This is a genomic window from Streptomyces sp. NPDC102259, assembly GCF_044766465.1.
In the GTDB taxonomy this organism is placed as follows: domain Bacteria; phylum Actinomycetota; class Actinomycetes; order Streptomycetales; family Streptomycetaceae; genus Streptomyces.
This window is the reverse complement of sequence record NZ_JBIWMA010000008.1, coordinates 166,937-193,751: the sequence shown is the minus strand read 5'-3', so window position 1 is coordinate 193,751 and position 26,815 is coordinate 166,937. Positions and strand designations below refer to the sequence as shown.

General features: G+C 73.0%; 25 protein-coding genes and 1 pseudogene. 13 read left to right on the top strand and 13 right to left on the bottom strand.

Features of this window, described 5'->3' with window-relative positions; all coding sequences use genetic code 11:
* The first annotated feature begins 37 nt into the window (after positions 1–37).
* The 4 genes from ACIRPU_RS20640 (at position 38) to ACIRPU_RS20625 (ending at position 5,548) form a co-directional block, all read left to right on the top strand.
* Positions 38–1,165 carry an NADH:flavin oxidoreductase gene (locus ACIRPU_RS20640; protein ID WP_403869148.1) on the top strand — a complete coding sequence of 376 codons (1,128 nt, stop codon included), beginning with the start codon at positions 38–40 and terminating at the stop codon, positions 1,163–1,165.
* Positions 1,166–1,223: 58 nt separating this feature from the next.
* A complete protein-coding gene (locus ACIRPU_RS20635) occupies positions 1,224–2,078 on the top strand; it encodes a metallophosphoesterase (RefSeq protein WP_403869145.1) in 855 nt (284 codons plus the stop codon).
* A 247-nt stretch (positions 2,079–2,325) separates the two neighbouring features.
* The gene (locus tag ACIRPU_RS20630; RefSeq protein ID WP_403869142.1) at positions 2,326–3,798 is read left to right on the top strand and encodes an MFS transporter; all 1,473 of its coding nucleotides are present in this window, start codon (positions 2,326–2,328) and stop codon (positions 3,796–3,798) included.
* 151 nt (positions 3,799–3,949) lie between these two features.
* Positions 3,950–5,548 carry a carboxylesterase/lipase family protein gene (locus ACIRPU_RS20625; protein ID WP_403869140.1) on the top strand — a complete coding sequence of 533 codons (1,599 nt, stop codon included), beginning with the start codon at positions 3,950–3,952 and terminating at the stop codon, positions 5,546–5,548.
* An 82-nt stretch (positions 5,549–5,630) separates the two neighbouring features.
* Here ACIRPU_RS20625 and ACIRPU_RS20620 read toward each other — a convergent pair whose 3' ends face one another.
* A complete protein-coding gene (locus ACIRPU_RS20620) occupies positions 5,631–6,200 on the bottom strand; it encodes a hypothetical protein (protein ID WP_403869138.1) in 570 nt (189 codons plus the stop codon).
* 178 nt (positions 6,201–6,378) lie between these two features.
* Between ACIRPU_RS20620 and ACIRPU_RS20615 the strand changes: the two genes are divergently transcribed.
* On the top strand, positions 6,379–7,905 hold the full coding sequence (locus ACIRPU_RS20615) for a subtype B tannase (RefSeq protein WP_403869135.1): 1,527 nt from the start codon (positions 6,379–6,381) through the stop codon (positions 7,903–7,905).
* Here ACIRPU_RS20615 and ACIRPU_RS20610 read toward each other — a convergent pair.
* From ACIRPU_RS20610 to ACIRPU_RS20600, 3 genes are all read right to left on the bottom strand, one after another.
* On the bottom strand, positions 7,844–9,325 hold the full coding sequence (locus ACIRPU_RS20610; RefSeq protein WP_403869132.1) for a PTS transporter subunit EIIC: 1,482 nt from the start codon (positions 9,323–9,325) through the stop codon (positions 7,844–7,846). The two genes, ACIRPU_RS20615 and ACIRPU_RS20610, sit on opposite strands and share 62 nt — an antisense overlap.
* Positions 9,326–9,341: 16 nt before the next feature.
* Entirely contained in the window at positions 9,342–10,277 is a 936-nt protein-coding gene (murQ, locus tag ACIRPU_RS20605; RefSeq protein ID WP_403869129.1) for an N-acetylmuramic acid 6-phosphate etherase, read from the bottom strand.
* Between the two features lie 77 nt (positions 10,278–10,354).
* A complete protein-coding gene (locus tag ACIRPU_RS20600; protein ID WP_403869126.1) occupies positions 10,355–11,248 on the bottom strand; it encodes a MurR/RpiR family transcriptional regulator in 894 nt (297 codons plus the stop codon).
* A 55-nt stretch (positions 11,249–11,303) separates the two neighbouring features.
* Here ACIRPU_RS20600 and ACIRPU_RS20595 point away from each other — a divergent pair, with 55 nt between their 5' ends.
* Together ACIRPU_RS20595 and ACIRPU_RS20590 are read left to right on the top strand one after the other, a co-directional pair.
* A complete protein-coding gene (locus ACIRPU_RS20595; protein WP_355706025.1) occupies positions 11,304–11,687 on the top strand; it encodes a hypothetical protein in 384 nt (127 codons plus the stop codon).
* Between the two features lie 7 nt (positions 11,688–11,694).
* Complete coding sequence (locus ACIRPU_RS20590) at positions 11,695–11,961, top strand: DUF4031 domain-containing protein (RefSeq protein WP_403869123.1); 267 nt, start codon at positions 11,695–11,697, stop codon at positions 11,959–11,961.
* Between the two features lie 196 nt (positions 11,962–12,157).
* Here the strand turns inward: ACIRPU_RS20590 and ACIRPU_RS20585 are convergent.
* Positions 12,158–12,652: pseudogene (locus tag ACIRPU_RS20585) on the bottom strand (GNAT family N-acetyltransferase); the annotation flags it as partial.
* 11 nt (positions 12,653–12,663) lie between these two features.
* Positions 12,664–13,308: a hypothetical protein gene (locus ACIRPU_RS20580; RefSeq protein ID WP_403869120.1), complete on the bottom strand. Its 645-nt coding sequence runs from the start codon at positions 13,306–13,308 to the stop codon at positions 12,664–12,666.
* 124 nt (positions 13,309–13,432) lie between these two features.
* On the opposite strand from ACIRPU_RS20580, the gene ACIRPU_RS20575 reads away from it, so the two are divergent.
* Positions 13,433–14,143 (top strand): copper homeostasis protein CutC, encoded by a 711-nt coding sequence (locus tag ACIRPU_RS20575; protein ID WP_403869503.1) that lies wholly within the window; start codon positions 13,433–13,435, stop codon positions 14,141–14,143.
* A gap of 45 nt (positions 14,144–14,188) precedes the next feature.
* On the opposite strand, the gene ACIRPU_RS20570 is transcribed toward ACIRPU_RS20575, so the two are convergent.
* Complete coding sequence (locus ACIRPU_RS20570; RefSeq protein WP_403869118.1) at positions 14,189–16,276, bottom strand: HelD family protein; 2,088 nt, start codon at positions 16,274–16,276, stop codon at positions 14,189–14,191.
* A 313-nt stretch (positions 16,277–16,589) separates the two neighbouring features.
* On the opposite strand from ACIRPU_RS20570, the gene ACIRPU_RS20565 reads away from it, so the two are divergent.
* Positions 16,590–16,772 (top strand): hypothetical protein, encoded by a 183-nt coding sequence (locus tag ACIRPU_RS20565; protein WP_403869115.1) that lies wholly within the window; start codon positions 16,590–16,592, stop codon positions 16,770–16,772.
* A 1-nt stretch (position 16,773) separates the two neighbouring features.
* Here ACIRPU_RS20565 and ACIRPU_RS20560 read toward each other — a convergent pair whose 3' ends face one another.
* The gene (locus ACIRPU_RS20560; RefSeq protein WP_355706021.1) at positions 16,774–18,420 is read right to left on the bottom strand and encodes a DNA repair helicase XPB; all 1,647 of its coding nucleotides are present in this window, start codon (positions 18,418–18,420) and stop codon (positions 16,774–16,776) included.
* A gap of 161 nt (positions 18,421–18,581) precedes the next feature.
* Here ACIRPU_RS20560 and ACIRPU_RS20555 point away from each other — a divergent pair, with 161 nt between their 5' ends.
* Positions 18,582–19,136, top strand: a complete 555-nt coding sequence (locus ACIRPU_RS20555) for a hypothetical protein (protein WP_403869112.1) — start codon at positions 18,582–18,584, stop codon at positions 19,134–19,136.
* Between the two features lie 109 nt (positions 19,137–19,245).
* On the opposite strand, the gene ACIRPU_RS20550 is transcribed toward ACIRPU_RS20555, so the two are convergent.
* Positions 19,246–21,885: a helicase-associated domain-containing protein gene (locus tag ACIRPU_RS20550; RefSeq protein WP_403869109.1), complete on the bottom strand. Its 2,640-nt coding sequence runs from the start codon at positions 21,883–21,885 to the stop codon at positions 19,246–19,248.
* A gap of 288 nt (positions 21,886–22,173) precedes the next feature.
* On the opposite strand from ACIRPU_RS20550, the gene ACIRPU_RS20545 reads away from it, so the two are divergent.
* Positions 22,174–23,187, top strand: a complete 1,014-nt coding sequence (locus tag ACIRPU_RS20545; protein WP_403869106.1) for a hypothetical protein — start codon at positions 22,174–22,176, stop codon at positions 23,185–23,187.
* Positions 23,188–23,210: 23 nt separating this feature from the next.
* Positions 23,211–23,858, top strand: coding sequence for an HAD family hydrolase (locus tag ACIRPU_RS20540; RefSeq protein WP_403869103.1), 648 nt, complete (start codon positions 23,211–23,213; stop codon positions 23,856–23,858).
* Here ACIRPU_RS20540 and ACIRPU_RS20535 read toward each other — a convergent pair.
* The gene (locus ACIRPU_RS20535) at positions 23,834–24,085 is read right to left on the bottom strand and encodes a hypothetical protein (protein WP_355706862.1); all 252 of its coding nucleotides are present in this window, start codon (positions 24,083–24,085) and stop codon (positions 23,834–23,836) included. The genes ACIRPU_RS20540 and ACIRPU_RS20535 overlap by 25 nt on opposite strands.
* 181 nt (positions 24,086–24,266) lie before the next feature.
* Between ACIRPU_RS20535 and ACIRPU_RS20530 the strand changes: the two genes are divergently transcribed.
* Positions 24,267–24,650 (top strand): cold-shock protein, encoded by a 384-nt coding sequence (locus ACIRPU_RS20530; protein WP_020130260.1) that lies wholly within the window; start codon positions 24,267–24,269, stop codon positions 24,648–24,650.
* A gap of 39 nt (positions 24,651–24,689) precedes the next feature.
* Here ACIRPU_RS20530 and ACIRPU_RS20525 read toward each other — a convergent pair whose 3' ends face one another.
* Genes ACIRPU_RS20525 through ACIRPU_RS20515 form a run of 3 tightly spaced genes read right to left on the bottom strand, consistent with a single transcriptional unit; the run spans position 24,690 to position 26,789 of the window.
* Entirely contained in the window at positions 24,690–25,568 is an 879-nt protein-coding gene (locus ACIRPU_RS20525; RefSeq protein WP_403869099.1) for a 1,4-dihydroxy-6-naphthoate synthase, read from the bottom strand.
* Positions 25,558–26,280 (bottom strand): futalosine hydrolase, encoded by a 723-nt coding sequence (locus tag ACIRPU_RS20520; protein WP_403869500.1) that lies wholly within the window; start codon positions 26,278–26,280, stop codon positions 25,558–25,560. The genes ACIRPU_RS20525 and ACIRPU_RS20520 overlap by 11 nt, the downstream gene beginning before the upstream one ends.
* A complete protein-coding gene (locus tag ACIRPU_RS20515) occupies positions 26,277–26,789 on the bottom strand; it encodes a DUF2771 domain-containing protein (protein ID WP_384108692.1) in 513 nt (170 codons plus the stop codon). Before ACIRPU_RS20515 ends, ACIRPU_RS20520 begins: the two co-directional genes overlap by 4 nt.
* Positions 26,790–26,815 lie beyond the last annotated feature (26 nt).

Here is a 26,815-nt window from a genome sequence, read left to right as displayed (position 1 = left end):
CATACCCACCGGTCCATAGTCCCGAGGAGCCCCCCACGTGAGCATCACCCCGCCCGCCGCCACGCGCGCCGCCGAGATCCTTGCCCGCCCGGTGTCCATCAACGGACTCACCGTCCCGAACCGCATCGCCATGGCGCCCATGACGCGGATGTTCTCCCCGGACGGCATTCCCGGCGAGGACGTCGTGTCGTACTACGGCCGTCGGGCCGCCGCCGGTGTCGGCCTCATCGTCACCGAGGGGACGTACGTCGGGCACGATTCCGCGGGGCAGAGCGACCGGGTACCCCGGTTCCACGGCGCGGAGCAGCTCGCGGGCTGGGCGAAGGTCGCGGAGGCCGTGCACGCGGGCGGCGGGACGATCGTGCCGCAGCTGTGGCACATCGGGATGGTGCGCAACCAGGGTGAGCCGCCGTACGCGGACGCGCCCGCCGTCGGCCCCTCCGGTATCCGTGTCGACGGCACCGAGGGCACCGGCAAGGCGATGACCCAGCGCGACCTGGACGACGTCATCGGCGCGTTCGCCGAGGCCGCGGCCGCCGCCGAGCGCATCGGCTTCGACGGCGTCGAGCTCCACGGCGCCCACGGTTACCTCCTGGACCAGTTCCTGTGGGCCGGCACCAACCGCCGCACCGACGCCTACGGCGGCGACGCCGTGGCCCGTGCGAAGTTCGCCGCCGAGGTCGTGGCCGCCGTCCGCGAGACCGTCTCGGCCGAATTCCCGATCATCTTCCGCTACTCGCAGTGGAAGCAGGAGGCGTACGACGCCCGGCTCGCCGAGACGCCGGAGGAGCTGGAGGCCATCCTCGCCCCGCTCGCCGCCGCCGGTGTCGACGCCTTCCACGCCTCCACCCGCCGCTACTGGCTCCCGGAGTTCGACGGCTCGGACCTCAACCTCGCGGGCTGGACGAAGAAGCTCACCGGCAAGCCCACCATCACGGTCGGCTCGGTCGGCCTCGACGGCGACTTCATCAGGGGGTTCGCGGGCGAGGGCTCCCCGGTCAAGGGCATCGACGACCTCCTCGACCGGCTGGAGCGCGACGAGTTCGACATGGTGGCCGTCGGGCGGGCACTGCTCCAGGACCCGGAGTGGGCGGCCAAGGTCCTCGACGGCCGGCTGGACGAGCTGAAGCCGTACGACGCCGCCGCGCTGCGCACCCTCAGCTGAGCGAGACCTCGAAGAGCGACACCTCGCGGAGCGTCAACTCGCGGGTATGGTCCGGGAGATGAGAATCCTTCATCTCTCGGACACCCATATCGGCCGCGTCGACGGGCCCGACGGCCGTCGGGTCGACGCCGCCGACTCCCTGCGGCTCCTCCTCGGCGAACTCCGTCACCAGCGGGACGTGGACGCGGTCGTCGTCACCGGCGACCTCGCCGACGACGGCTCGGTGGAGGCGTACACGACCGTACGGGAGCTGATCGGCGACTTCGCGCGCTCCCTGGACGCGCCCGTCTTCTACACCACCGGCAACCACGACGAGCGGTCCGCCTTCACGAAGGTGCTGGGCAGCGGGCACCCGGACGCCGTCCTCGACTTCCCCGGCGCCGAACGGGCCGCCGTCAGCACGGTGGGCGGCTGGCGGCTCGTCACCCTGGACTCCCTGGTGCCGGGGCAGGTGTACGGCCGCATCGGCGCAGGCCAACTGGACTGGCTGCGGGACGTGCTGAGCACCCCGGCCGAGCTCGGCACCGTCGTCGCCTTCCACCACCCCCCGATCAGCCTCGACCTCTCGGCGACCCAGCGGGCCTTCGGGCTGCGCGACCCCGAGGGGCTGGCGGAGGTGATCCGGGGGAGTGACGTCCGTGTGCTGCTCACCGGGCACTTCCATCTCCAGCTCTTCGGGCTGCTGGCCGCCGTGCCGGTGTGGGTGACGCCCGGGGTGGTCAACCGCATCGACCTGACCACCGCGCCCGGCACCGAACGGGCGGTGCGTGGGGCGTCCGCGTCCCTGGTGGAGCTGGGCGGGGCGACGGGGCCGATGTTCCACACCCTGCACGCACGGGATCCGCGGGCCCACGAGACGGTCTACGAGCTGGACGAGGAGCGGACCAGGGAGATCATCGCGCGGCACGGCTGAGGCCCGGGCGGGTTTCTCCTCGGGCGCCGTCCACCCCATGAGCCGCGTCCACCCTTTCAGCCGCGTCCGCCCCTTCAGCCGTGTCCACCCCTTCCGCCTCGTCCGCTTCCTCCGCCTCTTCCGATGCCGGCGTTCTCCCTGTTCAGCACGGGCACGGGAAATTTAGCTTGCTTAACTCAATCAATCTGCATAAGCTTGCTTGAGTCAAGCAGTTCACATCCCTCGTGCATCCGACGGAGGCCCTGTCATGTCCGACGCCCTTGCCCGACCCGCTGCGGCGGGAACATCCGCCCCACCGAGGTCGAACGCCGTGGTGGCGGTGCTGGCCCTGGCCGGGATCGTCGTCTCGCTGATGCAGACCCTGGTCATCCCGATCGTCCCCGAGCTGCCCAAGCTGCTGGACGCGCCCGCCTCCGACACCGCCTGGGCGGTCACCGCCACGCTGCTCGCCGCCGCCGTCGCCACCCCGGTCGTGGGGCGGCTCGGCGACATGGTCGGCAAGCGGCGGATGCTGCTCACCAGCATCGTGCTGCTGGTGGCCGGCTCGGTGGTCTGCGCCCTCGCCGACTCCCTCGTCCCGATGATCATCGGTCGCGCGCTGCAGGGCCTGTCGGCCGCCGTGGTGCCGCTGGGCATCAGCATCCTGCGGGACACGGTCTCCGCCGAGAAGCTCGCCGGTTCGACGGCGGTGATGAGCGCCTCCCTCGGCGTCGGCGGCGCGCTCGGGCTGCCCACCGCCGCGTTCATCGCGGACAACTGGGACTGGCACATCCTCTTCTGGACCTCCGCCGCCCTCGGCGTCGTCTCCTTCCTGCTCGTCCTGGTGTGCGTGCCGGAATCGCAGAACCGCGTCGGCGGCCGCTTCGACCTCGTCGGCTCGCTGGGCCTGTCGGCCGGTCTGGTCTCGCTGCTGCTGGCCGTGTCCAAGGGCGCCGACTGGGGCTGGACCTCCGGCACGACGCTGGGCCTGGGCGTCGCGGCCGTCCTGATCCTGGCCGCCTGGGGCTGGTGGGAGCTGAAGGCCAAGCAGCCGCTCGTGGACCTGCGTACGACGGCCAAGCCCCAGGTGCTCTTCACCAACCTCGCCTCGATCGCCCTCGGCTTCTCGATGTTCGCGATGTCCCTGGTCCTGCCGCAGCTGCTCCAGCTGCCCGAGCAGACCGGCTACGGCCTGGGCAGGTCGATGCTGACCGTCGGCCTGGTGCTGGCCCCGCAGGGCCTGGTCATGATGGTCATGTCCGCCGCGTCCGCCAAGGTCACCAAGGCCAAGGGCCCCAAGGTCACCCTGATGATCGGCGCGCTGATCGTCGCCTCCGGCTACGGCCTGAACATCCTGCTCATGTCCGAGGTCTGGCACCTGATCCTGGTGTCCTGCATCATCGGCGCCGGCATCGGCTTCACCTACGGCGCGCTCCCGGCCCTGATCATGGGCGCCGTGGACCCCTCCCAGACAGGCGCGGCCAACAGCCTCAACACCCTGATGCGGTCCCTGGGCACCAGCTTCGCCAGCGCCATCGCCGGTGTGATCCTCGCCCAGATGACCACCGACTTCGGCGGCTACGCCCTCCCCTCGGAGAACGGCTTCAAGGTCATCATGGCCATCGGCGCCGGCGCGGCCCTGGCCGCCTTCCTCCTCGCCACGTTCATCCCGAAGCGCAAGGCCCCGGCGGGACTCTCGGTGGTGCAAGGCGCCGAGGAGACCGCCCCGGTCAAGGCGTGAACGCCGACCGACTGCCGGAAGGCAACTGAACTGCCGGAAGCCGCTGACCTGTCGGAGGCGGCTGTCACCCACACGAGGGGTGGCAGCCGTCTTCGGCACTTTCCCCGATCACCGCCCGTTCCATGAGCAGCCGCCAATTCAGGAGTGATCAATGACGACACCCGACGCCACCGACGCCACTGACCGGCTCGTCGCCCGCACCGCCGCCGGCGCCGTACGAGGCCGCCGCGAGGAGGACCTGACGGTCTTCCGCGGCATCCCCTTCGCCGCGCCCCCGGTCGGCGAGGCCCGCTTCCAGGCCCCCCGCCCGCCCCACCGGTGGGACGGGATACGGGAGGCGTACGCCTTCGGGCCGCCGCCCCCGCAGGAGGCGGGCATCCAGGGCCGGGCGGGGATCCTGGACGCCCCCACCGGCGACGACTGGCTGACGGTCAACGTCTGGACACCGGACACGGAACCGGACACGTCGGCCGCCCGGCCGGTGATGGTGTGGATCTACGGCGGCGCCTACAAGCTCGGCCACTCCGGCAGTCCCGGTTACGACGCGCAGCACCTCGCCCGCGCCGGCGACCTGGTCATCGTCACCTTCAACTACCGCGTCGGCATAGAGGGGTTCGCGCGGATCGAGGGCGCTCCCGCCAACCGGGGGCTGCTGGACCAGGTCGCCGCGCTGGAGTGGGTGCGGGACAACATCGCGGCGTTCGGCGGCGACCCGGGCCGGGTGACCGTATTCGGCGAGTCGGCGGGGGCCGGTTCGGTGGCCGCGCTGCTGGCCATGCCGAGTGCCCGGGGCCTGTTCGGGCGGGCCATCGCGCAGAGCGTGCCCGGCACCTACTTCTCCGACGAACTGGCCCGTGACCTCGCGAGCGCGATCGCCGCGGAGGCCGGACTGCGTCCGACGGCCGCCGACCTGGCCACGGTGGACCCGCGCACGCTGACCGAGGCCGGTGCGGCGCTGGGCGCGAAGATGGCCCAGCGGGTCAACCGGTGGGGGCAGGCCGCGCCCACGGTCACCCCGTTCTCTCCGGTGGTCGACGGCGAGGTCCTGCCGACCACCCCCTGGGAGGCGCTGGCGGCGGGCGCCGCTCGGGACGTCGAGCTGATCGTCGGACACAACGCGCAGGAGTACCGGCTGTTCCTCGTCCTGGGCGGCCTGCTGGGCAAGGTGACCGAGGAACAGGCGACGGCCGTGCTCCGGCTGTTCGCGCCGGGTGGGGGACCGGAGGGCGAGCAGGCCTACCGGTCGGCCTTCCCGGACGCGGATCCGGGCGAGCTGTACGAGAGGGTGCAGTCGGACTGGCTGTTCCACATACCCTCCCTGCACCTGGCCGAGGCGCAGGTGGCGGGCGGTGGCCGGGCCCATGTCTACGAACTGACCTGGCCGGCCCCGGGAGCCGGCGGCGTCCTGGGCGCGTGCCACGGCCTGGACATCCCGCTGCTGTTCGGCACCTACGCGGCGGACCTCGGGAACCTGCTGTTCGCGGGGGCGCAGGTGACGGACGAGGCCCGTGCCCTGACGGCGAGCTTCCACCGGTCGTGGACGTCCTTCGCGCGGACGGGAGACCCGGGCTGGCCGGCCTACGACCCGGAGCGGAGGCTGGTCCAGGTGCTGGACGCCGAGCCGGAGGTGCGCCCGTACCCGGAGGAGACGTCCCGCAGGCTGTGGGAGGGCCACGGCTTCCCGCCGCTGCCGTTGCTGGACGGAAGCGTCTCGGACGGCGTCGAGGGCAGTGTCCAGGGCGGCGTCTAGGGCAGTGCCGGAGACGGTGTCGAGGGGGCGGTGCCGGGGGGTGCCGGGGACCGGCGCCAGCGGCTGAGAGGGCCCCGAACGCCTAGAGGTTGCCGAGGGGTTCGATGTCGACCTTCACCGGGGTGCCCCAGATCCGCAGCACCTCGTAGTCGGTGAACTCGTGCACCAGGCGGTAGGCCATCGCGGCCCGGGACCCGCGGCGCAGGGCGGCGATGTAGAGCTCGGCCTCTCGGCGGTCCCGGCGCGGCGTCCCGCAGAGCTGCCACTCCTGGCCGTTCCACAGCTCCGCCAGCCAGCGCTGCTGGGGCTGTGGGCGGTCGGCGCGGGTGCCGTAACGGGAGGGGGTGGGGGTGGTGTAAGGCGCCTGCGGGGCGGGGCCGTTGAACTCGGCGCGGCGGGCCGCCCGGCGGCGGGTCTCGCAGAGCAGGCACAGGTCGGGAGCCGCCTCGTCGACCGGGCCGTGCGGGTGCTCGGCGCAGCGGGTGGTGGGCGTGGCGCCGACGACGCTGTCGTCCAGCAGGTCCAGGGCACGCCGCAGATCGGCCTTGACCTCGTGCAGCCGGGTGTCGGGGGTGTCGGCGGTGAGCGCTTCGCCGTGCTCGCCGAGGAGTCGGAGGGCGCGGCCGAGCGCGGTGAGCTGGGCGTGGTTCATGGCTCCAAGGGTAGGGCGGCGCGGCGGACGGCTGCTCTCGGCCAATCTGCGCCCCCCGGCTGTGATTGTTGACAATTTCGGTGACGATTCAGGGGGGTGGGTGGTAGCAAAGGAGCGACGGCAAGAGCTGCCTACTGAAGAGACGGATGTGAAGCGAGTGAAGCGCAGGACTGTGGTCATGGGGCTCACCGCGGCAGGGGCCGTGCCCGCCCTCGGGTTCGCCCCCGAGGCCGCCGCGGCCGCTCAGGGCAGGGCTGCCGCTCAGGGCAGGGCTGCCGCGGGCTCCGGGGCGGCTGCCGACGCCTCCCTGGTCTTCGACCCCACCGCCTACACCGAGCAGACCATCAGCATCAAGGACACCACCGGCACCGCGCACAGCGTGACCTACCGCTTCTTCAAGGTCGCCAGTTACGTGGCGAATCCGGTGAACGCGGCCTACCAGTCCCTGAACGTCAGCGCCCCCGTGTCCATCGACGGCACCGCCGTGGACGCCTCCGACGCGCCCATCCTCTTCGCCAACGCCGTCGGCGGTTACATGCCGTCCTCCGTCGCGAACGCCACCGGGATCAGCGCGTCCGGCATGGGCGGCGGCACCAGCCGGCAGGGGCTGGCGCTGGCCGCCGGGTACGTCGTCGTGGAGCCCGGCGCCCGCGGCCGTAGCCTCGTCGACGCGAACGGCACGTACTACGGCACCGCGCCCGCCGCGATCGTCGACCTCAAGGCGGCCGTGCGCTACCTGAAGTTCAACAAGGGCCGCGTTCCCGGCGACGTCGAGCGGATCGTCTCCTCCGGCGTCAGCGCCGGAGGCGCCCTCTCCGCGCTGCTCGGCGCCTCAGGCGACAGCCCGCTGTACGACTCCTACCTGGCGGAGATCGGCGCGGCGGACACCTCCGACGCCATCTTCGCCAGCGGCGACTGGTGCCCCATCACCGACCTGGAGCACGCCGACGCCGCCTACGAGTGGTGCTGGGGCGCCAACCCGCCGGCCTCCGGCGCGACGGTCGACGCGACGATCTCCGCCGACCTGAAGGCCCAGTACACGGACTACCTGGCGTCCCTGAAACTGCGCGCCAGGGGCTACGGCGCCCTCACCGCCCGCAACCTCGACACGTACATCCTGGAGACGTTCATCCAGCCCTCCGCCACCACGTACCTGGCGGCCCTGACGGACGCCGCCCGCGACGCCTACCTCGCCGCGAACCCCTTCATCACCTGGTCCGCGGGCAAGGCCGGCTTCACCTGGGCGGACTTCCTCACCCACGTCGGCGCCCGCAAGAAGAGCGCCCCCTCCTTCGACGGCTTCGACCTGTCCACGCCCGAGTGCAACCTCTTCGGCACCGGCACCACCAAAGCCCGCCACTTCACGCTCTACAGCCTCCGCCACGAGGCCGGCGACAGCGCCCGCCTGGACACCGACCTCCCCGCCAAGCTCCACCTGATGAACCCGATGTACCACCTCGTCGACAAGGTCAACCCGCACCGCGCGAAGCACTGGTGGATACGCCTCGGCACGAAGGACAGCGACACCTCGCTGTCCGTGGCCGCCAACCTCGCCACCCGCCTGACCGCCCTCGGCGACGACGTCGACACGTCCTACTACTGGGACGCCGGCCACGGCGCCGACCTGGACCCGGGCGCCTTCGTCAGCTGGATCGGCGAGGTGTCGGGCCACCAGGGCCACCGCTCACGCTCCCGCGGGAAGTAGCGCCGGCCGTCACGTCGTCGGTGACGCGGGCGGTGACACGGTCGGTGACGCGGTCGGTGACGCCGAAGGCGTAGGTCGCCGCGAAGCCGACCGCGTACCCCGTCAGCAGTCCGCCCGCGTAGACCGCCGCCGTCAGGCCCAGTCCCCGGTTGCCCGCCAGCAGCGGGAACAGGGCCCAGCCGGACGGGCCGATCGCCGTCGCCCCCACCTTGTCGCCGAGCATCGCGAAGTAGCCGACGAAGGCCCCGCCGGCCGCCCCGCCCGCGCAGGCGGTGAGGAAGGGGCGGCCCAGCGGGAGCGACACCCCGTAGATCAGGGGCTCCCCGACGCCCAGCAGCCCGGCCGGGAGCGCCGACCTGATCGTCGTCCGGATGGACGCGTCGTGGCGCAGCCGGACGTACACCGCCAGCGCGGCGCCGACCTGGCCCGCGCCCGCCATCGCCAGAACGGGCAGCAGAACCGTGTAGCCCTGCTGGTCGATGAGGGTGGTGTGGATGGGGATGAGGGCCTGGTGCAGGCCGAGCATCACCAGCGGCAGGAAGAGGCCGCCGAGCACCAGACCGGCGAAGGCGCCCGTCGTCGCCAGCAGCCAGTTCGCCGCCGTGCCGATGGCCGAGGACATCGCGCCGGCCGCGTACATCAGGCCGTACAGCGTGCAGAGCCCGGTGACGAGGACCGTCAGGGTCGGGGTGAGGAGTACGTCCAGCGCCTCCGGGACCCGGCCGCGGCACCACTTCTCGACGCGGGTCGCGAGGAACGCGGCCGCCAGCGCGCCGAGGACCCCGCCCTGGCCGGGGGCGAGGGTCACCCCGAACGCCGTCACCTTCGCGACCCCCGGGTAGACGACGATCGCCGCGACCGCACCGCCCAGGATCGGGGTGCCGCCGAACTCCTTCGCCGTGTTGTGGCCGACGAAGACGGCGATCAGCGCCATGAAGGCGGAGGCGACGGCGGCCAGGGCGGGGCTGAGGCCGGGCAGCCACCCGGCGTTGACCAGCAGACCGTTGACCCCGGCGAGGATCCCGCAGCCGATGAGGGCGGGGATCAGCGGGACGAACACCGCGGCCAGCCGACGCAGGCCGGTCTTGAACGGAGTCGCGTTGCCCCTGCGCCGCTCCTCCCGCAACTCGGCCCCCCGCGCGCCCAGTTCGTCGGCGGTGGACGGCCGGGCGAGCAGCTGCTCGAAGTCGGCCGTCACCCGCGTCACCACGCCCGGCCCGAGGACCACCTGGTAGGAGCCGTCGTCCACGACGACCCCGAGCACCCCGGGCACCGCCCGCAGCGCCTCCTCGTCCGCGCGGGACGGATCGGCGAGGCCCAGCCGCAGCCGGGTCATGCAGTGGGCGACGGACGTGACGTTCGCCGGGCCGCCCACCAGGGGCAGGATCGCGGCGGCTGTGGAGGAGGAGTCGATACGCATCCCCCGAGCGTGCGGCTCAGCCGGCCGCCGCACCGAGCGCGGCGCGCAGATGGCCCCCGGACTCCTCCAGAAGGCGGGCGGCCGCCGGACCGTCCACCCCGGCCAGCAGGGCGAGGATCGCGTTCTTCACCTCGCCGTCGGTGGCCGCGAGGGCGGCCTCGATCTCCGGCTCGTCCGCCCCGGTCGCCAGCGCCACGATCCGCCGGGAACGGGCCCGCAGCTTCTCGTTCGAGGCACGGACGTCGACCATCAGGTTCCCGTACGTCTTGCCCAGCCGGATCATCGTGATCGTCGAGATCATGTTCAGCACCAGCTTCTGCGCCGTGCCCGCCTTCAGCCGGGTGGAGCCGGTGAGCAGCTCGGCCCCCACGACCACCTCGATCCCGTGCTCGGCGACGTCGGCCAGCACACTGCCCGGGTTGCAGGCCAGCCCGACGGTCAGGGCGCCCCGGGACCGCGCGTACCGCACGGCGCCGACGGCGTACGGGGTGCGACCCGAGGCGGAGACACCGACCACGGTGTCGTCGGGGGTGAGCGCGAGGGCGGCCAGATCCGCTTCGGCGAGCTCCTCGGAGTCCTCGGCGCCCTCGACGGAGGTGACCATGGCCGACGGGCCGCCCGCGATCAGCCCGACGACCTGGCCGGGCGCGGTGTTGAAGGTCGGCGGGCACTCGGAGGCGTCGAGCACCCCGAGCCGCCCGGCGGTACCGGCGCCGGCGTAGACCAGCCGGCCCCCACGTGCCATGCGCGCGGCGACCGCGTCGATGACGGCGGCGATCTGCGGGAGCCGCGCACCGACGGCGGTGGGGACGTCGGAGTCCTCCCCGTTCATGAGCCGGGCGATGTCGAGGGTGGGGAGCCGGTCGATCTCGGCGAGATCGGAGCGGAACGCTTCGGTGGTGAGGGATTCGAGCGCGGCGCGCAGCTCACTGGGGTCGGGCTGGGAGGTCATCTGGAAGGGCTCTTTCCGGTGCGGGTCGGACGACTGTCTGCAACAACGGCCTGCGCAGCTGTCTGCACCTTCACGGTCTACCGGTGCCGGTGGGCCAACGCCTCGTACGACGCGGCCAACGCCGGCGCGGCCGTCGCGTAGGTCCGCTGGGCCACCCCCACGAACAGGCAGTCGACCACCAGCAGCTGACTCGTCCGGGACGACATCGCCGCCGGACGCAGCTCGCTCTCCCGCGCGGTCGACGTGGCCAGCACATGATCGGCGTACTGCGTCACCGCGCTCTTCGGCCGCCCGGTGACGGCGACGGTGGTGGCCCCGCGCTCGAACGCCACCCGCAGCGGTTCGATGACGTCCCGCGTCGCACCGGAGTGCGTGATGGCGATCGCGAGGTCACCGGCGGCCAACTGGACCGCGTTCGTCACCGCGAGGTGGGTGTCGCTGTGGGCGTGCGCGATGAGCCCTATCCGCAGCAGCTTCTGGGTGAGGTCCTGGGCGACCAGCCCGGACGCCCCGACGCCGTACACGTCGACGCGCCGTGCGGTCGCCGCGGCGGTGACGGCCGCCTCGAGCTGGCCGGTGTCGAGGGCGGCGGCGGTGTCGGCGAGGGTCTGCCGCTCGTCGCGGGCGAGTTTGGCGACCACGTCCGCCAGCGGATCGTCGACCGCGATGTCGGTGGTGATGGCGGGCGCCCGCCCGGACCGCTGCTGCGCCGCCAGCCCGGCGAGGGCGAGCCGCAGGTCGCGGTAGCCGGGGTAGCCGAGCAGACGGGCGGTGCGCACGACGGTCGCCTCGCTGGTGCCGGTGCGTTCGGCGAGACCGGTGACCGTGAGGGCGGCGCAGCCCGCCGGGTCGTTCGCGACGGCTTCGGCGACGCGCCGCATGGAGCGGGTCAGGGAGGGGGCCAGGGTGCGGACCTTGGCGGCGAGGGCGGCGGGATCGGGATTGAAGGTTTCCTTCACTACCTTGGTCACCTCTGAAAGCTATTTTCTGTTCGGGCTCGGGGTCAAGAGTGCGCACAATGGGGGCATGGACCCCATCAGCCCCCTGGAACAGGCGTTGCACACGGCACGCGCCCTCGTGCTGGCCGATCTGGCCTCGGGCGAGGTCGCCGCGGCGGATGTGGTGTCGCTGGTCGAGGACTCCGTGGTGCAGCGGCGCTGGTGGGTCGAGCAGTGGCCGGACGGCGTGGCGTTCGTGGCGGGGCTGGTGGCGCAGGACGTGCAGGACGCGCTGCTGGAGCGGCACGGGCGCTGGCCCCTGTGCCCGGTCTGCGGCTCCGGCGACCCGCACGCCCTCGAGGTCGAGCCCGAACTCGGCCCCGACCCGCACTGGGTGTGCCACCAGGCCGGCGTGAAGGTCGCCTCGGTGGGCTCGCTGGGGCCGGTCCTGGGAGGCGAGCCGTCCTCGTGAGGCTCCCGTGACCGTCTACATCGACCCGCCGGACTGGCCGGGCCACGGCCGTATGTGGTCCCACCTCGTCAGCGATGTCTCGTACGCCGAACTGCACCTCTTCGCCGAGGGGTTGGGCGTCCCGCGGCGCGCCTTCGAGCGCGATCACTACGACATTCCCTCGCACCGCCACGCCGAGGTGGTGGCGGCCGGCGCGGTCGAGGTGACCAGCCGCGAGGTGGTGCGCCTGCTGACAGAGTCCGGGCTGCGCAGACGCAAGGGCGCCGGGAGGTAGAGCGCGCCGGAGCATGCCGCCCGGGAGGCGGGACGCGGGGAGCATGCCGCCCGGGAGGTGGCGTGACCGGTAGGCGGGGCGCCCGGTAGGCAGGGCGCGGGACGCATGCCGTCCGCAAGCCTGGGCGGCGGGGCGGTAGGGCGCCCGGGGCGTAGGGCGGCGGGAGGCCGGCGGGTGGGGCGGGTCGGCGGGTGTCCTAGGGCAGGTGCTCCCGGCCGCGCAGCTCGTACGCGTCCTCCTCGTCGCCCGCGGTGACCTTCACGAACCCGGCCCGCTCGAGCACGCCACGGGAGGAAGCGTTGGCGTGCTCGACGACGGCGAACAGGCGTCGTACGTCGTCCCGCGCCAGCGCCCAGCCGGCCAGCGCGCGCAGCGCCTCCGTCGCGTAACCGTGGCCGCGGGCGGCCTCGACCAGGTCGTAGCCGACCTCCGTGCGGCCGTCCTCGTCGGGAGCCGAGTGGAAGCTCATGCTGCCGACGGCCCGGCCGTCCTCCCGCCGCACCAGGACGTACATGCCGAACTCCGGACGGTGTACGCCGGACACGAACGCCTTCGCGATCATCCCGGCGGCGTCCCGGGTGCCCTCGAACGGTTCGCCCCCGAGCCAGGTGAAGCCTCCGCCGCCGCCCGCCCGCAGTCCGGCGGCGGCACTGGGCGAGATGCCTTCGAGGGTGAGGCGGTCGGTGGGGATGCGCGGGATGGTCACGAGGCGAGCAGTTCCAGTTCGCCCCGCAGGTTGTAGCGGGCCGTGGCCTCCCACCGCTCGCTCCCGTACGAGGTCCTGAACAGCCGGGGCAGCTCGAGGAGCCGGCGCAGGACGTCCGCCCGGCCGGCCCGGAAGGCGTCGTTCGGGACGAAGTGGTACTCCTCGCGGACGGCGGCGGTGTAGGCGGCGTACGCGCTCGGCGGTGCGGCGAGGATCGCGAGGTCGGCGTCGCACAGGACCTGGCCGTCGAGGTCGTCGTCGGCCGGATCGTGGGTGACGGTGAGCCGGACGAGCCTCGCGACCTCGGCGGTCCGCTCTGGCGACACCCCCGCCTCGGGCAGGGCGCGCTCGGCGAGGCGGGCGGAGCGCTCCTCGTTCTCGGACCGGTCGGGCAGATACACGGCGTCGTGGAACCAGGCGGCCAGCCGGACGACGTCCGGGTCGGCGGCGTGCTGCGCGAGTACGTCGACGCGGTCGAGGACCTCGGTGAGGTGGGTGAGCGTGTGGTAGCGGCGCTGCGGCTCCTGCCAGCGGGCGAGGAGGTCGTCGGCGTACGGCGCCGGGTCGGGGCCGTCGGCCGGGCCCCTGGTCCTGTCCAGGGTGTGGCTGAAACGGGTGCGCAGGGCGTCGAGATCGGCCATGGCCCCATTGTCGCGCGTGCGGCCGGGGTTCTCCGGCGTATTGTTGAATTGGACTAGACCTGTAGTCGGCCCGATGAAGCCGATGAAGCCGACGAACGCGATGAACGCCGACGAATGGGGTGCCATGAGCATGCGTGCAGTTCTGGAGGTGATCGCCCTCGACGTCGAGGACGCGGTCGCCGCCCAGACCGGAGGCGCGGACCGCCTCGAGCTGGTCACCGACATGGCAGCCGACGGGCTCACCCCGCCGGTCGCGGTCTTCGCCGGCATCAGGGCCGCCGTCGACCTCTCCCTGCGCGTGATGCTGAGACGCTCCGAAGGCTTCGCGGCGGGAGCCGCCGAGGAGGTCGGCTCCCTCGTACGGGTCGCCGGCGAGCTGCGGGCGGCCGGCGCGGACGAGTTCGTCCTCGGGTTCCTCGACGCGGAGGGCGGGGTGGACCTGACCGCGGTGGAGCGGGTCGTCGCCGAACTGGACGGCTGCCGCTGGACCTTCCACCGCGCCCTCGACCACGCCGCCGACCGCGACGCCCTGCGCAAGCAGCTGGACGGCCTGCCCGGACTGGACACCTACCTCACCGCCGGTGCCGCCACCGGCGTCGACACCGGCCTGCCCACCCTCCTCGCGGAGGCGGCACGGCACGGGGAACAGGGCTACGAGCAGCAGCTCCTCGTCGGCGGCGGCCTGCGCCTCGACCATGTGCCGGTGCTCAGGGCCGGGGGCGTCGACGCCTTCCACATCGGCGGCGCGGCCCGGCCCGACGGCTGGACCGGCCCCGTGTCGGCGCGGGCCGTGGAGGAGTGGCGGCGAGCGGTGGACGGCGAGCGGGGCGAATAGGTCGGGCGGCCCGGGTGGACCGAGCGGGGTCGGGGTCGGGGTGGGTCAGGCGAGTTGGGGCGGCAGGGGGGCCGCGTGGGTCACGATCAGGCCCGACACCGCTCGGGTCAGCGCCACGTACAGCCGTCGCAGGCCCGTCCGCTCGTCCGGTTCGCCGTCCACCACCGCCTGGGGCTCGTCCAGGACGACGTAGTCGTACTCCAGGCCCTTGGCCAGGGAGGCCGGGACCAGGGTGAGGCGGGTCTCGGCCGTCGTCTCCTCGCCCGGGGAGAGGTGGCCGATGCCCGACCCGGTCAGTGCTTCGGCCAGCGCCGGGATCCGGGCGTCGGCCGCGATCAGGCCCGTCGAGCCCTCGTTGCGCAGCAACTCCTCGCAGGCCGCGACGACCTCGGCGTCGCCCACGACCGGCCGGAGGTCGAAGAAGCCGGGATTCTCGCGGACCGAGGCGACGGGCGTCAGGCCCGGCGCGATGTGCGGGAGCAGGCGCGAGGCGTAGGTGATGACGTCCGTCGGCACGCGGAAACCCGCCGTCAGTTCCTCGATCACCGCGTCCGCCTTGCCCAGGTGACCGAGGGCCTCCTGCCAGCTGCGGGTCGCCCACGGGGTGGTGCCCTGCGCCAGGTCGCCCAGCACGGTCGCCGAACCCGTCGTGCAGCGCCGGCCGACCGCCCGGTACTGCATGGGGGACAGGTCCTGCGCCTCGTCCAGGACCACATGACCGAGGGAGTGGGTGCGCTCGACGAGGTCGGTCGCCTCGTCGATCAGCACCGCGTCCGCCGCCGACCACCTGGCCGCCTTCACGGTCCGGGCCGGCCTTCTGCCGGATCCCGGCGCCGCCCACAGGATCGTCTTCTGCTCGTCCTCGCTCAGCACGCCCTTCGCGTGTTCGGCGAGGAACTCGGCGTCCGTGAGCAGCCGGAGCACCAGCTTCGCCGGATCGACGGCCGGCCAGACCTCCTTCACGGCCGCCTTCACCGCGCTGTTGCGGGCGACGGCGTCCTGCACCCGGTCGTCCGGGGCCTCGCCCGAGCGTTCCATCTGCACCAGGATCGCGTGCGCGATGCGCTGCGGCAGGGCCTCGCGGGCGGCGCCGTAGCGGATGTCCCGCTCCAGCAACTCCTGGACCATCTCCTCGATTTCGTACGCCGGGAGTCGCCACCGCCGCGAGCCGCGTACGACGACGAGCGGTTCGCCCGGCTTGCCGACATGCGAGTACACGGCCCGCCGCAGCACCTGCGCCATCCTCGCGTCGCCCTTGACGACCGCCGCCGCCGCGTCGTCCGTGCCCCGCACCTCCACATGAGCCACCAGGTCGTCGACCGTGCCCTGGCGCACCGCCAACTCGCCCAGCGCGGGCAGCACTTGCTCGATGTACTGGAGGAAGGACCGGTTCGGCCCGATGACCAGCGTGCCGGTGCGGGCGAGCCGCTCGCGGTGGGCGTACAGCAGATACGCCACCCGGTGCAGACCGACGGCCGTCTTACCGGTGCCCGGCCCTCCCTGGACGCAGACCGTCCCGCCCAGCCCGCTGCGCACGATCTCGTCCTGCTCGGGCTGGATGGTGGCGACGATGTCACGCATCGGTCCGACACGGGGCCGCTCGATCTCCCGCTGGAGCAGCTTGCTGGTCCGCGCCGTCTCCGCCGGGTCGGACAGGTGCTCGTCCTCGTAGGCGGTGAGGTCGCCGCCGGTGTAGCCGAAGCGGCGGCGCAGCCCGACGTCCATCGGGTCCTTCTTCGAGGCCCGGTAGAACGGCTGCGAGACCGGCGCACGCCAGTCGATGACCATCGGGTCGCCGGCGCCGTCGTGCACATGCCGACGCCCGATGTAGAACTGCTCCCCCTCCGCGCCCTCCGCCTGATCGGCGCCGGGGGCGTGCAGGTAGTCGAGCCGGCCGAAGAACAACGGGGTGTGGCTGAGGTCGGCGAGCGCCTTGATGCGCTCCTCGATCTGGCGCTCCAGGATCTGGGCGTTGACCCAGTTCGCGGTGACGTCCTTGATGTCGAGGGCCTCCACGTCCTCGCGCATGGCACGCAGGGCGCCCCGGGACGAGGAGAGGTGGGCGCGTTCGCGGGCGAGCGGATCGTCGTCGACAGGCGTGGACGACGTGGACGACGTGGACGACGTGGACAAGGGGGTGCCTCCGGACCGGCTGAGGGGGCGCTGCGGTGAGTCCGTCCGGTTTCCGTCCGGACGGCGGCACTCCGGGAAGGGAGGCGGGCAAGAGCGGAGATTGTAGGTGAACGGGGAAGGCGCGTGCCAACGCATTTATCCGGCCGCGCCCTCGGCGGAACCCCTCTCCGGGCCCGTGCGACCTCTCCGCACCCCTGCCCCGCGGCCCTCCGTCCCGTAGGGGAGACCCCGCCCGCAGGGGTACCCGAGGAGTACGCCGAACGGGGACCTGGGGCCGATGCCCGCTTTATGCCCCGGAGCCCATCATGGAGACATGAGTGCAGCGACCTTCACCCCGGCCCCCGGTCGCCCGTCCGGCGCGACCTCCCTGTCCGACACGCACCGCCACCGCCTCGGCGACGCCCTGCGAGCCATGAAGGTCTTCGTGCGCGCCGCCTTCGACGTGATCATCCTGGGCGAGTACGGCGAGGAAGCGGGCGTCCGCCGCCGCAGGTGACTCAGGCCTCACCCGCGAGCAGCTCGTCCGCGTCCATGATCCGGTACGCGTAGCCCTGTTCCGCCAGGAAGCGCTGGCGGTGCGCCGCGAAGTCCTGGTCGAGGGTGTCCCGTGCCACCACCGAGTAGAAGTGGGCCTGGTGACCGTCCGCCTTCGGGCGCAGGACACGGCCCAGGCGCTGGGCCTCCTCCTGGCGGGAGCCGAAGGTGCCCGAGACCTGGATGGCGACCGTGGCCTCCGGCAGGTCGATCGAGAAGTTCGCGACCTTGGACACCACCAGCACGCTGATCTCGCCCTCCCGGAAGGCGCCGAAGAGCTTCTCGCGCTGCGCGTTGGTGGTCTCGCCCTTGATCACCGGGGCGTTCAGGTGCTCGCCCAGCTCGTCCAGCTGGTCGATGTACTGGCCGATGACCAGGATCTGCTGCCCGGCGAAGCGGCGGACGAGCGCCTCCGTCACCTTCCGCTTCGTCGCCGTCGTCGCGCAGAAGCGGTACTTCTCCTCCGCCTCGGCGGTCGCGTACGCCAGCCGCTCGGAGTCCGTCAGGTTGACCCGGACCTCGACGCAGTCGGCGGGCGCGATGTAGCCCTGCGCCTCGATCTCCTTCCACGGCGCGTCGAACCGCTTCGGCCCGATCAGGGAGAACACGTCCGACTCACGGCCGTCCTCGCGGACGAGGGTCGCGGTCAGGCCGAGGCGGCGGCGCGCCTGGAGATCCGCCGTGAACTTGAAGACGGGCGCGGGCAGCAGGTGCACCTCGTCGTAGAGGATGAGCCCCCAGTCCCGGGAGTCGAACAGCTCCAGGTGCGGGTAGACGCCCTTCCGCCGGGTCGTCAGCACCTGGTACGTGGCGATGGTGACGGGCCGGATCTCCTTCCGCGTCCCGCTGTACTCGCCGATCTCCTCCTCGGTCAGCGACGTCCGCTTCACCAGCTCGTGCTTCCACTGGCGCGCGGAGACGGTGTTCGTGACGAGGATCAGCGTGGTCGACTTCGCCTGGGCCATCGCCCCGGCGCCGACGAGGGTCTTGCCCGCACCGCACGGCAGCACCACGACGCCGCTGCCGCCGTGCCAGAAGTTCTCCACCGCCTGCTTCTGGTAGGGCCGCAGCGCCCAGCCGTCCTCGTCCAGCTCGATCGGGTGGGCCTCGCCGTCGACGTATCCCGCGAGGTCCTCGGCCGGCCAGCCCAGCTTCAGCAGCGTCTGCTTGATCTGCCCGCGCTCGGAGGGGTGCACGGCGACGCTGTCCGGGTCGATCCGGACGCCGACCAGCGGAGCGACCCGCTTGGAGCGCAGGATCTCCTCCAGCACCGGCCGGTCGGTGGTGGTGAGCACGAGCCCGTGCGCCGGGTGCTTGCTCAACGTCAGACGGCCGTAGCGGTCCATCGTCTCGGCGATGTCGACGAGCAGCGCGTGCGGCACCGGGTAGCGGCTGTACTGCACGAGCGCGTCCACGACCTGCTCGGCGTCGTGCCCGGCGGCCCGCGCGTTCCACAGGCCCAGCGGGGTCAGCCGGTAGGTGTGGATGTGCTCCGGCGCCCGTTCCAGCTCCGCGAACGGCGCGATGGCACGACGGCAGTCGTCCGCCTGCTCGTGGTCGACCTCCAGGAGCAGAGTCTTGTCCGACTGGACGATCAGCGGTCCGTTCACGTACGCCATCCCTTCCGCACGGGCCAAACCTCCAGTGTGCCGTACGGACCGCCGTGGCGGTGGTCCGCTTCTTCCCGGCGGCCCTGCGCAACCCTGACCTGCGTTCGTGGGTCTGACCGTGGGAGCAGCGCGATGGACGCGACGCGGTGGGGAGTCACGGTATGTCGGTCCTGTCGTTCCGCAGGGGTGCGGTCGGCGTGGGAGCCGCGGCGGTGCTGGCGGCCACGGGCACCTGGGTGATGTGGCCCGCGGACATCGATGGGCGGCTGTGGAGCGAGGTGCGGCCGGTGATCGAGGCCAGGATCGCGGCGGAGTCGCGGGGGAGCGGCTACGGCGAGACGGTGCCCGCGATCGAGGCGCGCTGGTTCTGCCAGGCGAAGGCGCTCGAACTGGAGGAGCACGCGGGCGAGGTGCGGGCGGGCGTCAACACGCTGTGCGTCGAGTACGGGGTGCAGGACGACAGCCTGGTCGAGTGCGGGGCCGGACAGTATCCGCAGGTGGTGCGGCTGGAGCGGGACGACGCGGCCGCCGGGGGCTACCGGGTCGTCGCCCGGGAGGAGCCGCCGGACGGCGACGGCTACGGGCGGTGGACGGAGTCCCACTTCGGGGCCTTCGCCAGGTCCTCCCTCCAGGACCCGATGTCGTCCCGCCCCTTGGAGGCCACGGCCCGCGCCCACTTCGGCCTCCCCGCGGACGCCTCCGTCGGAGAATGCTGAACCACCGACCCCTGGCCCGCCGTCGACACCTCACATGACGACGACCGGCTTGGCGACCACCGCCCCTGGCGGCCATGGGCCCGGCGGACCCGGCCGGCCGGGGGCTGGGTCAGTCGTCCGCCAGTTCCGCCACTCCTGTGATCCGGTGCAGGGGGTAGGTGCGGACCTCGTCCGCCGTGTGGTCGTACGCCGTCACGAAGCCGCCCTCCACCCGGACCGGGGCGATGACGCGCTGGCTGGCGGTGCCCTCGGCGTTGACGTAGCCGATCCACAGGGCCTCGCCGGTGAGAACGGCGGCCTGCACGGTGGCGAGGGTCTCGGCGGAGCTGGTCCGGGGGAGTTGGCCGGGGGCGAGCGGAGCGGCGTCCTCCGTCGGCTTGCGGGGGGTCGTGGCGGCCAGGTCACCGGCCCTGATCGCGCGGATCGCCGCGGTGAGCAGGGTGGTGTCGGGCACCGGCGGACCGTCCGGCACCGGCTCGGGAGCCGTGCGGGGCGGGGTGCGGTGGGCGTGGGCGCGGCTGATCAGGACGTCCCCCTCGGCCGACTCGGCGGCGGGCGCGAAGCCCATCGAGCGCAGGCCGTCGAGGAGGGTCGCCGGGTCGGCCTGCGTCGCGAGCACCGTCGGGGCCAGGCGGCGCAGACGCAGGGGGGCGGCGCGCTTGTCGGCGAGGATCTCGTTGAGCAGGGCGTCGTCGTCGCAGCGGACGTAGGCCGAGGCCGCGCCCACCCGCAGATGGCCGTGCCGGCGGGCCACGTCGTCGATGAGGTACGCCAGCGGCTGCGGCACCGGCGTACGGGAGTGCTCGGTGAGGAAAGCGTGCAGGTCGGAGGCGCTTCGGCCGGCGTCCAGGGCGCGGCGCACCGAGCCGGGCGTGAACCGGTAGACGGTCGCGCCGCCCTTGGACTCGACGTCCGCGAGGACGCTCAGCACATCGGCCAGCGGGCGCCGCAGCGGCCCGGGGGCGACCGCGGTCAGGTCGGCCTGGAGCAGGACGTGGTCGAGGGGCTCGGGGAGCAGCGGGGCGAGCAGACGGGCGGCGGCCGCGGTGGCCACGGCCTGCTCGGGAGGCGAGAGGGGCGCGGTCAGGGACGCGGCCGGGGACCCGGCGGCGGTCGCCCGGTGCGGGGCGGGCAGCTTGTCGCCGGGGCCGGTCGGGCCGGTCGGTCCGGTCCGAGCGTCGGCGGTGACGGCGGCGGCCGGTCTGGTCGCGGACCTTGCGCCCAGCAGGGCCCGCCCGTGCGCCGACAGCGCGCCCCGGCCGGTCACGCCCAGGAGCTCGGCCTCCATCAGGGTCCAGCGGGCCAGCCGGGACCGCAGGTCGTCGTCGCCCTGCGACCCCTGCGCACTCTGGTGACCCTGACCCTGACCCTGCGGACTCTGCTGGCCCTGCGGTCCGCGCAGCGGCCGCTCCCAGCGCAGCCGGGCCAGCACCGCCTCCTGGTCCGGTGCGGCGCCCTCGGGCAGCCCGGCCAGCAGGGTCAGCACCCGATGGCGCACCTCGGGCGCGGCGGACCGGTCCAGGCCGGGCCCCAGCGCCGACAGCGCCCGCTCCTTGAGATCCCGGCCGCCGACCACCCCGGACGTCCGGGTCGCCGCCAGCCACGCCTGCGCGAGCTGCGCCCACCGGTCGGCGGGCGGCCGTTCCAGCCAGTCGTCGTACTCCGGGGTGGCCGCGTACCGCTCGTCGGCCTCCCCGTCGGAGGCGAGCAGCCCGGCCGCGTACGCCAGCTCGACCCAGAACGCGGCCATCGGCTCGGACACGTCGAGGGCGACGGCCGTCCGCTTGAGGTCGCGCACGCTCAGACCGCCGGCCCGCAGGACCGCGGGGCCGCCCTCGTGCCAGTCCTTCAGCAGCTCCTCCACGGTCGCCAGCGACGTGTACGCCTGCCCGGCCGCCGTCGAGTCCACCACCTGTGGAGGATGCGTGGCGGCCGCCTCGACGGCGGGCGGCACGGGTTCGGCCGTGCGGTGCGCCCGGCCCTCGCGCAGATGCAGGGCGACCTCGCGGGGCAGTACGACGGTCCCGGGCGCCGTCGGCAGCAGCAGTCCGCGATCGAGCAGCCAGCGCAGCCGCGCCGCCGGATCGGCCGTGACCTGCCCGTACGGAGGCCCCCACATCAGCCGCTTCAGGATGTCGACGGAGTCGGCGGGCGCGCTCGCGAGCAGGGCGGTCATCTTCTTGCGGTGGGTGAACAGGGCGGTGAGCGCGCCGACTGCGGACACCGAGTCGTGCGTGGACGGCAGCCCGGCCGTCGCCACCAACTCCTGGATCCGGCCCGGTGACATGCCCGCCGTCGCCTCCCGCACGCTCGGCCCGAGCCCCGTCGGGGACGGGTGCTGCGCGGACGGGGCGAGCAGTTCACGGGCGGTGCGGACGAGACGGAGGCAGCTTTCGTCACCCCAGACCAGGGCCTGTTCCCGCAGGGCCGCCAGGGCGCCGGGCAGCGCGTCGGCCACCACCGGGTCGCGGGTGTCGCCCGCCATCAGCCCGAGCAGTTCGGGGTACGTCGCAGGGTCGCCGGCCACGGCCAGCGCCTCCGCGGTCTGGAGGGCGAACCGGTCGAGCCGCTCCAGCGCGCGGACGACGGAGGCGCGGGTGCCGGCGCGGGTGGCGAGCTGGGTGAGGTCGGTGGGGACCGGGGTGATGAGGTCGGGGCGGGCGCGCAGGAGTGCGGCAAGGGAAGCGTCGTCCCGGGCGCGGAGCGCTGCCGCTAGGGAGCGGGGGGCCCGCTGGTCCTCGGTGCTCATCTTGCCCACGGTAGCGGTTGGCGTCCCCTGGGGGCTGCGCCCCCAGCCCCCCGCTTCGGCCCTGAAGGGGCCTCGTCCTCAAACGCCGGACGGGCTGGAGGGTGTGGGCCGGCGCTCGATCGCCGACGTCGCGTCGGCTGGAGGGTGCGGGCCGGCGCTCGATCGTCGGTCTCGCGTCGGCTGGAGGGTGTGGGCCGGCGCTCGATCGTCGGCCTCGTGGAACGATCGTTGATGTCGGCCGATGGTCCATGGGCCGGTTTGCGTGGGGCTGCGCGATAGCGTCTTCCCGTGGGGATCGAGAGCGACCAAGTCGTCTATGAGTATCTGAGCCGGGTCGGGGACGTCGCGCAGCAGCGGCAGTTGTCGTCGGCCACGCGGATGCGGCTCGTCTCCGAGCTGCGCAACGAGATCGACCGGCGCCGGGCGAAGGCGGCCGTCGACTCTCCCGCCGCCGTCCGCCGCATCATCGACCGCCTCGGCAGTCCCGACGACATCGTCGCGGCCGCGGCCGACCGGGGCGGCGGCGCGCCGCAGACGCCGGAGCCCTCCGTGCCCGTACAGCGCGACCGGGAGGAGGAGCCGGAGCGGTCGAAGGGGATCCGGCGGGTCGTGCCGCGGCCCCGGACCGGCGCGCCGCCCCCCGCCGCCCCCTCCGACGCGGCGTCCCCGCCGCACCGCGCCCCCGCGCACGAGCTGGGCGACAGCCGTGAGACGCCTGACTGGTGGCTGAACGAGCCGACCCCGCTGGGCATCGGCGAGGACGTGCCGGGGTTCGTCGGCGGAGTGGAGATCCCGGATCTGCTCAAGCCCCCGCGGCCCAGGAAGCTCGAGGAGGAGCGGGAGAAGCGGGAGCGGGAGGAGCAGGAGGGGCAGGGCGAGGGGGAGTCGGGGGAGGACGAGGGCGGTGGGCGGTCGCGTCGGCGTCGGTTCCGTCTCCTTCGGCGTTCGCCTTCCGCCGAGCGGGCCCGCTGGAGCAACCCCCTGCTGCTGATCGCCGCCGCCTGTCTCGTCGTCGGCGCGGTGCTCGGGAACTGGTTCGCGCTGATCCTGGGGTGGCTCATCGCCTACGCCTCGCGCCGGCTGACCGAGCGGGAGACGAAGTTCGCCGTCATGGGGCTGCCGGGGCTCGCGCTCACGGCCGGGCTCGTCTGGCTGTGGGGGCGGTCCGAGGGCCGCTGGGGCGACCCCATCGCGGACGGGCACATGAACGACGCCGTCGCCCAGACCTGGCCGTGGGTGATCCGGGGCGCGGCCGTGGCGTCGGCGCTGTTCCTGGTCTGGCGGTCACAAAAACCGAGGTAGGAAGGGTGTACCGGCCAGGCAGAATGGGCCGTATGACGTCACCCGTGCTCACCGTCGGCTTCGATCTCGACATGACCCTCATCGACTCCCGGTCCGGTATCCGCGCCACCTATGTGGCGCTCGCCGAGCGGACGGGGACGTACATCGACGCCGATCTGGTGGTCACCCGGCTCGGGCCGCCGCCCGAGACCGAGCTGGCCCACTGGTACCCGGCGGAGCGGGTCGCGGCCGTCGCCGACCTGTACCGCTCGCTGTACCCCGAGCACGGCGTCACCGGCGCGAGCGCGCTGCCCGGCGCCCGCGAGTCGATCGCGGCGGTGCGGGCGGCAGGCGGGCGGGCGATCATCGTCACGGCCAAGCACCAGCCCAACGCCGAGCTCCAGGTGGAGCATCTGGGCCTCGGTCCCGACGCGGTCATCGGCGATCTGTGGGCCGAACAGAAGGCGGAGGCGCTGCGAGAGCACGGCGCGAGCGTCTACGTCGGCGACCACGTGGGCGACGTACGCGGCGCGCGCGCCGCCGGCGCGCTGTCGGTGACCGTGCCGACCGGGCCGATCGGTGCGGAGGAACTGCGGGCGGCCGGTGCGGATGTCGTGCTCGCCGACCTCACCGAATTCCCGGCCTGGCTCGCCGGTCACCTCGAGGCCTACCGTGCGGCGCCCCGCGCCTGACGCCGGCCCGCGGCGACGGATCGCAGGACGCCGGCGCCCGCGACGAGGAATCCGACGCCCATGAGCATGCTCAATCCGAACATGTACGTCGGAAAAGGCGTCGTATCGAGGAGCAGTGGGGCGACTGTGACCAGTGTGGCCACAGCGCCGACGAAGAACACGATGGCGCCGGCACGGATCAGTCGGTCACCGGGAGCGGCGGAATTCGTTTGGGTTTTGTCACGCACCGGACCAGGGTAGTTCCCTGCGCGAAGGAACAACCGGGGGACGTCTTGTCACCGGCCCGAAGACCATTAGCCTTGGTACCGGCGGGTCGTGGACGACCCGCCCAAGTGCTATCCAGAGCCGTTCAGAGCTGTTTCGGAGTCCAGAAGCAGCTTTCCGACGAGTACGAGGACGAGGACAGACGTGCCTACCGGCAAGGTCAAGTGGTTCAACAGTGAGAAGGGCTTCGGCTTTCTCTCCCGCGACGACGGCGGTGACGTCTTCGTCCATTCCTCCGTCCTGCCTGCCGGAGTCGAGGCGCTGAAGCCGGGCCAGCGAGTGGAGTTCGGCGTCGTCGCCGGACAGCGCGGCGACCAGGCGCTCTCCGTCGTCATTCTCGACCCGACCCCTTCGGTCGCCGCCGCACAGCGCAAGAAGCCCGACGAACTGGCGTCCATCGTCCAGGACTTGACCACCCTCCTCGAGAACATCACGCCGATGCTCGAGAAGGGCCGTTACCCGGAGAAGACCTCCGGCAAGCAGATCGCCGGTCTGCTGCGCGCGGTCGCCGACCAGTTGGACGTCTGACCGGTAACGGCCGACGGAAAATCGGTATCCGTCACGGCGTCACGGGAAATCGAGCGCATGCGGGCCGAGGGGCGGCAACAGTCCCTCGGCCGCCGCGCGCGTCAGCAATCCCCTGACCGCCGCATAGCCGTGCTCGCCCAGATCCGCCGTGAACTCGTTGACGTACAGACCGATGTGCTGGTCGGCGACGGACGGGTCCATTTCCTGAGCGTGTTCCATGACGTACGGGCGGGAGACCTCGGGGGCGTCCCGGGCGGCGCGTACGGAGGCGCGGATCGAGTCGGCGAGCCGGGTGAGGGTCTGCGCGCCCAGTGAGCGCTTGGCGATGATGGCGCCGAGCGGGATCGGCAGCCCGGTCGTGGACTCCCAGTACTCGCCCATGTCCGCGAGCTTGTGCAGCCCGTAGTCGCGGTAGGTGAAGCGGGCCTCGTGGATCACCAACCCCGCGTCGACCTTCCCGTCCCGCACGGCCGGCATGATCTCGTGGAACGGCATGACGACGATCTCGCCGACGCCCCCCGGCACCAGCTCCGCCGCCCAGAGCCGGAACAGCAGGTACGCCGTCGACCGCTCGCTGGGCACGGCGACCGTGCGGCCGGTCAGCGCCCCGCCGCCGAGAGCGTGCGAGCCGCCCCCGGTCCCGGCCTCTCTCGTCAGCACCAGCGGGCCGCAGCCCCGGCCCAGCGCGCCCCCGCACGGCAGCAGCGCGTACGTGTCCAGGACGTACGGCAGCACGGCGTACGACACCTTCAGCACGTCGAACTCGCCGCGCTCGGCCATGCCGTTGGTGATGTCGATGTCCGCGAACGTCACGTCGAGCCCCGGCGCGCCCGGCACCCGGGCGTGGGCGAGGGCGTCGAAGACGAACGTGTCGTTCGGGCAGGGCGAGTACGCGATCTTCAGATCGTCACCGGTCATGTGGGTTCCAACTCTCCAGGACGGGTGTGAGCTTCCCGAAGGCCGTGGTCAGGGCGGCGAGCGCCGCGCCGATGCGCCAGGCGTCGCGGTCGCGCGGGCCGACGGGGTTGGAGACCGCGCGGATCTCCAGCACGGGAACGCCGTGCGCGGCGGCGGCCTCGGCGACCCCGAAACCCTCCATCGCCTCGGCCAGGGCGCGCGGGTGCAGCTCACGCAGGACGGCGGCCCGGGCGGCGCTGCCGGTGACCGTCGAGACGGTCAGGACGACGCCCGTCAGGGCGCCGGTGGCGGCCGCGGCCGCCCGTACGAGGGACTCCGGCGGACGGTGGGTGACGGCGCCGAAGCCCAGCTCGGTGACGGGCAGGAAGCCGTCGGCGGTCTCGGCGCCCAGGTCGGCGGCGGTGATCTCGTCGGCGAGGACCAGGGAACCGACGGGGGCGGCGGGCGCGAAGCCGCCGGCGATGCCCGTCGAGACGACGAGGCCGTAGGGGGCACCGCTCAGCGCGGCCGCCGTGAGGGCGGCCGAGACGGAGGCGGCGGCCAGGGCAGGGCCGACCCCGGCGGCGAGAAGGTCGTGGGGACCGTCCGTGCGGTGCAGGGTCACGCCCGGCAGGCGCACCTCACGGCCGGGCCCGGGCAGCCCCCGAGCCACCGCGTCCCGTTCGGCGGGGACCGCGGTGGCCACGAGGACACGGTGGCGGGACGTGGTCAGTCGTCCTTCTTGAGCTTGAACGACCACAGGCCGGTCACACCCTGGCTGTCCTTCTTCCCGTCGCCGGCCTTGATGGAGACGAGGGTGGAGTCGCCCTGGGCGCCGTACTGGGCGTTGAAGAACACGCTGCCCGGGATCGTGCGGTAGGTCTTGTCGCTGTCCTCGGTGAGCGGCTGACCGTTCATCAGGATCGTCCAGCGCTTGTCGGCCACGTCGGGGTCGACGCCGAAGCGGACGGTCTCGTCCGGGTCGACGGTGATCGACTTGATGTCCTTGTCCGCGAGGCACTTGGTCAGCGCGGCGGCCTGGAGGGTGTCGCCCTCCCCGCCACAGGTGGCCTCGGCGCTGACCGAGGCGCGGCCGACGGTGATCGTGGACAGCGGGGTCGGCTTGTCGCAGGCCGACAGGACGAGCAGTCCGGCACAAACGGCGCCGGCCGCGGCGACGACGCGACGGCGTCGCGCGACGCCAGGTACATCAGCGGCTCCGCCGCGGGGCAACGTGGTCATGGCGGAAGGCTATCGGGCACGTCCAG

Excerpts from the sequence above, each read along its gene's own strand:
- ACIRPU_RS20615 (WP_403869135.1), top strand. The coding sequence starts at position 6,379 with ATGGGGCTCACCGCGGCAGGGGCCGTGCCCGCCCTCGGGTTCGCCCCC.
- ACIRPU_RS20515 (WP_384108692.1), bottom strand. The coding sequence starts at position 26,789 with ATGACCACGTTGCCCCGCGGCGGAGCCGCTGATGTACCTGGCGTCGCG.
- ACIRPU_RS20540 (WP_403869103.1), top strand. The coding sequence starts at position 23,211 with ATGGGCCGTATGACGTCACCCGTGCTCACCGTCGGCTTCGATCTCGAC.
- ACIRPU_RS20620 (WP_403869138.1), bottom strand. The coding sequence starts at position 6,200 with ATGAACCACGCCCAGCTCACCGCGCTCGGCCGCGCCCTCCGACTCCTC.
- ACIRPU_RS20610 (WP_403869132.1), bottom strand. The coding sequence starts at position 9,325 with ATGCGTATCGACTCCTCCTCCACAGCCGCCGCGATCCTGCCCCTGGTG.
- ACIRPU_RS20550 (WP_403869109.1), bottom strand. The coding sequence starts at position 21,885 with ATGAGCACCGAGGACCAGCGGGCCCCCCGCTCCCTAGCGGCAGCGCTC.
- ACIRPU_RS20555 (WP_403869112.1), top strand. The coding sequence starts at position 18,582 with ATGTCGGTCCTGTCGTTCCGCAGGGGTGCGGTCGGCGTGGGAGCCGCG.
- ACIRPU_RS20565 (WP_403869115.1), top strand. The coding sequence starts at position 16,590 with ATGAGTGCAGCGACCTTCACCCCGGCCCCCGGTCGCCCGTCCGGCGCG.
- ACIRPU_RS20525 (WP_403869099.1), bottom strand. The coding sequence starts at position 25,568 with ATGACCGGTGACGATCTGAAGATCGCGTACTCGCCCTGCCCGAACGAC.
- ACIRPU_RS20635 (WP_403869145.1), top strand. The coding sequence starts at position 1,224 with ATGAGAATCCTTCATCTCTCGGACACCCATATCGGCCGCGTCGACGGG.
- ACIRPU_RS20630 (WP_403869142.1), top strand. The coding sequence starts at position 2,326 with ATGTCCGACGCCCTTGCCCGACCCGCTGCGGCGGGAACATCCGCCCCA.
- ACIRPU_RS20625 (WP_403869140.1), top strand. The coding sequence starts at position 3,950 with ATGACGACACCCGACGCCACCGACGCCACTGACCGGCTCGTCGCCCGC.
- ACIRPU_RS20575 (WP_403869503.1), top strand. The coding sequence starts at position 13,433 with ATGAGCATGCGTGCAGTTCTGGAGGTGATCGCCCTCGACGTCGAGGAC.
- ACIRPU_RS20595 (WP_355706025.1), top strand. The coding sequence starts at position 11,304 with ATGGACCCCATCAGCCCCCTGGAACAGGCGTTGCACACGGCACGCGCC.
- murQ (WP_403869129.1), bottom strand. The coding sequence starts at position 10,277 with ATGACCTCCCAGCCCGACCCCAGTGAGCTGCGCGCCGCGCTCGAATCC.
- ACIRPU_RS20580 (WP_403869120.1), bottom strand. The coding sequence starts at position 13,308 with ATGGCCGATCTCGACGCCCTGCGCACCCGTTTCAGCCACACCCTGGAC.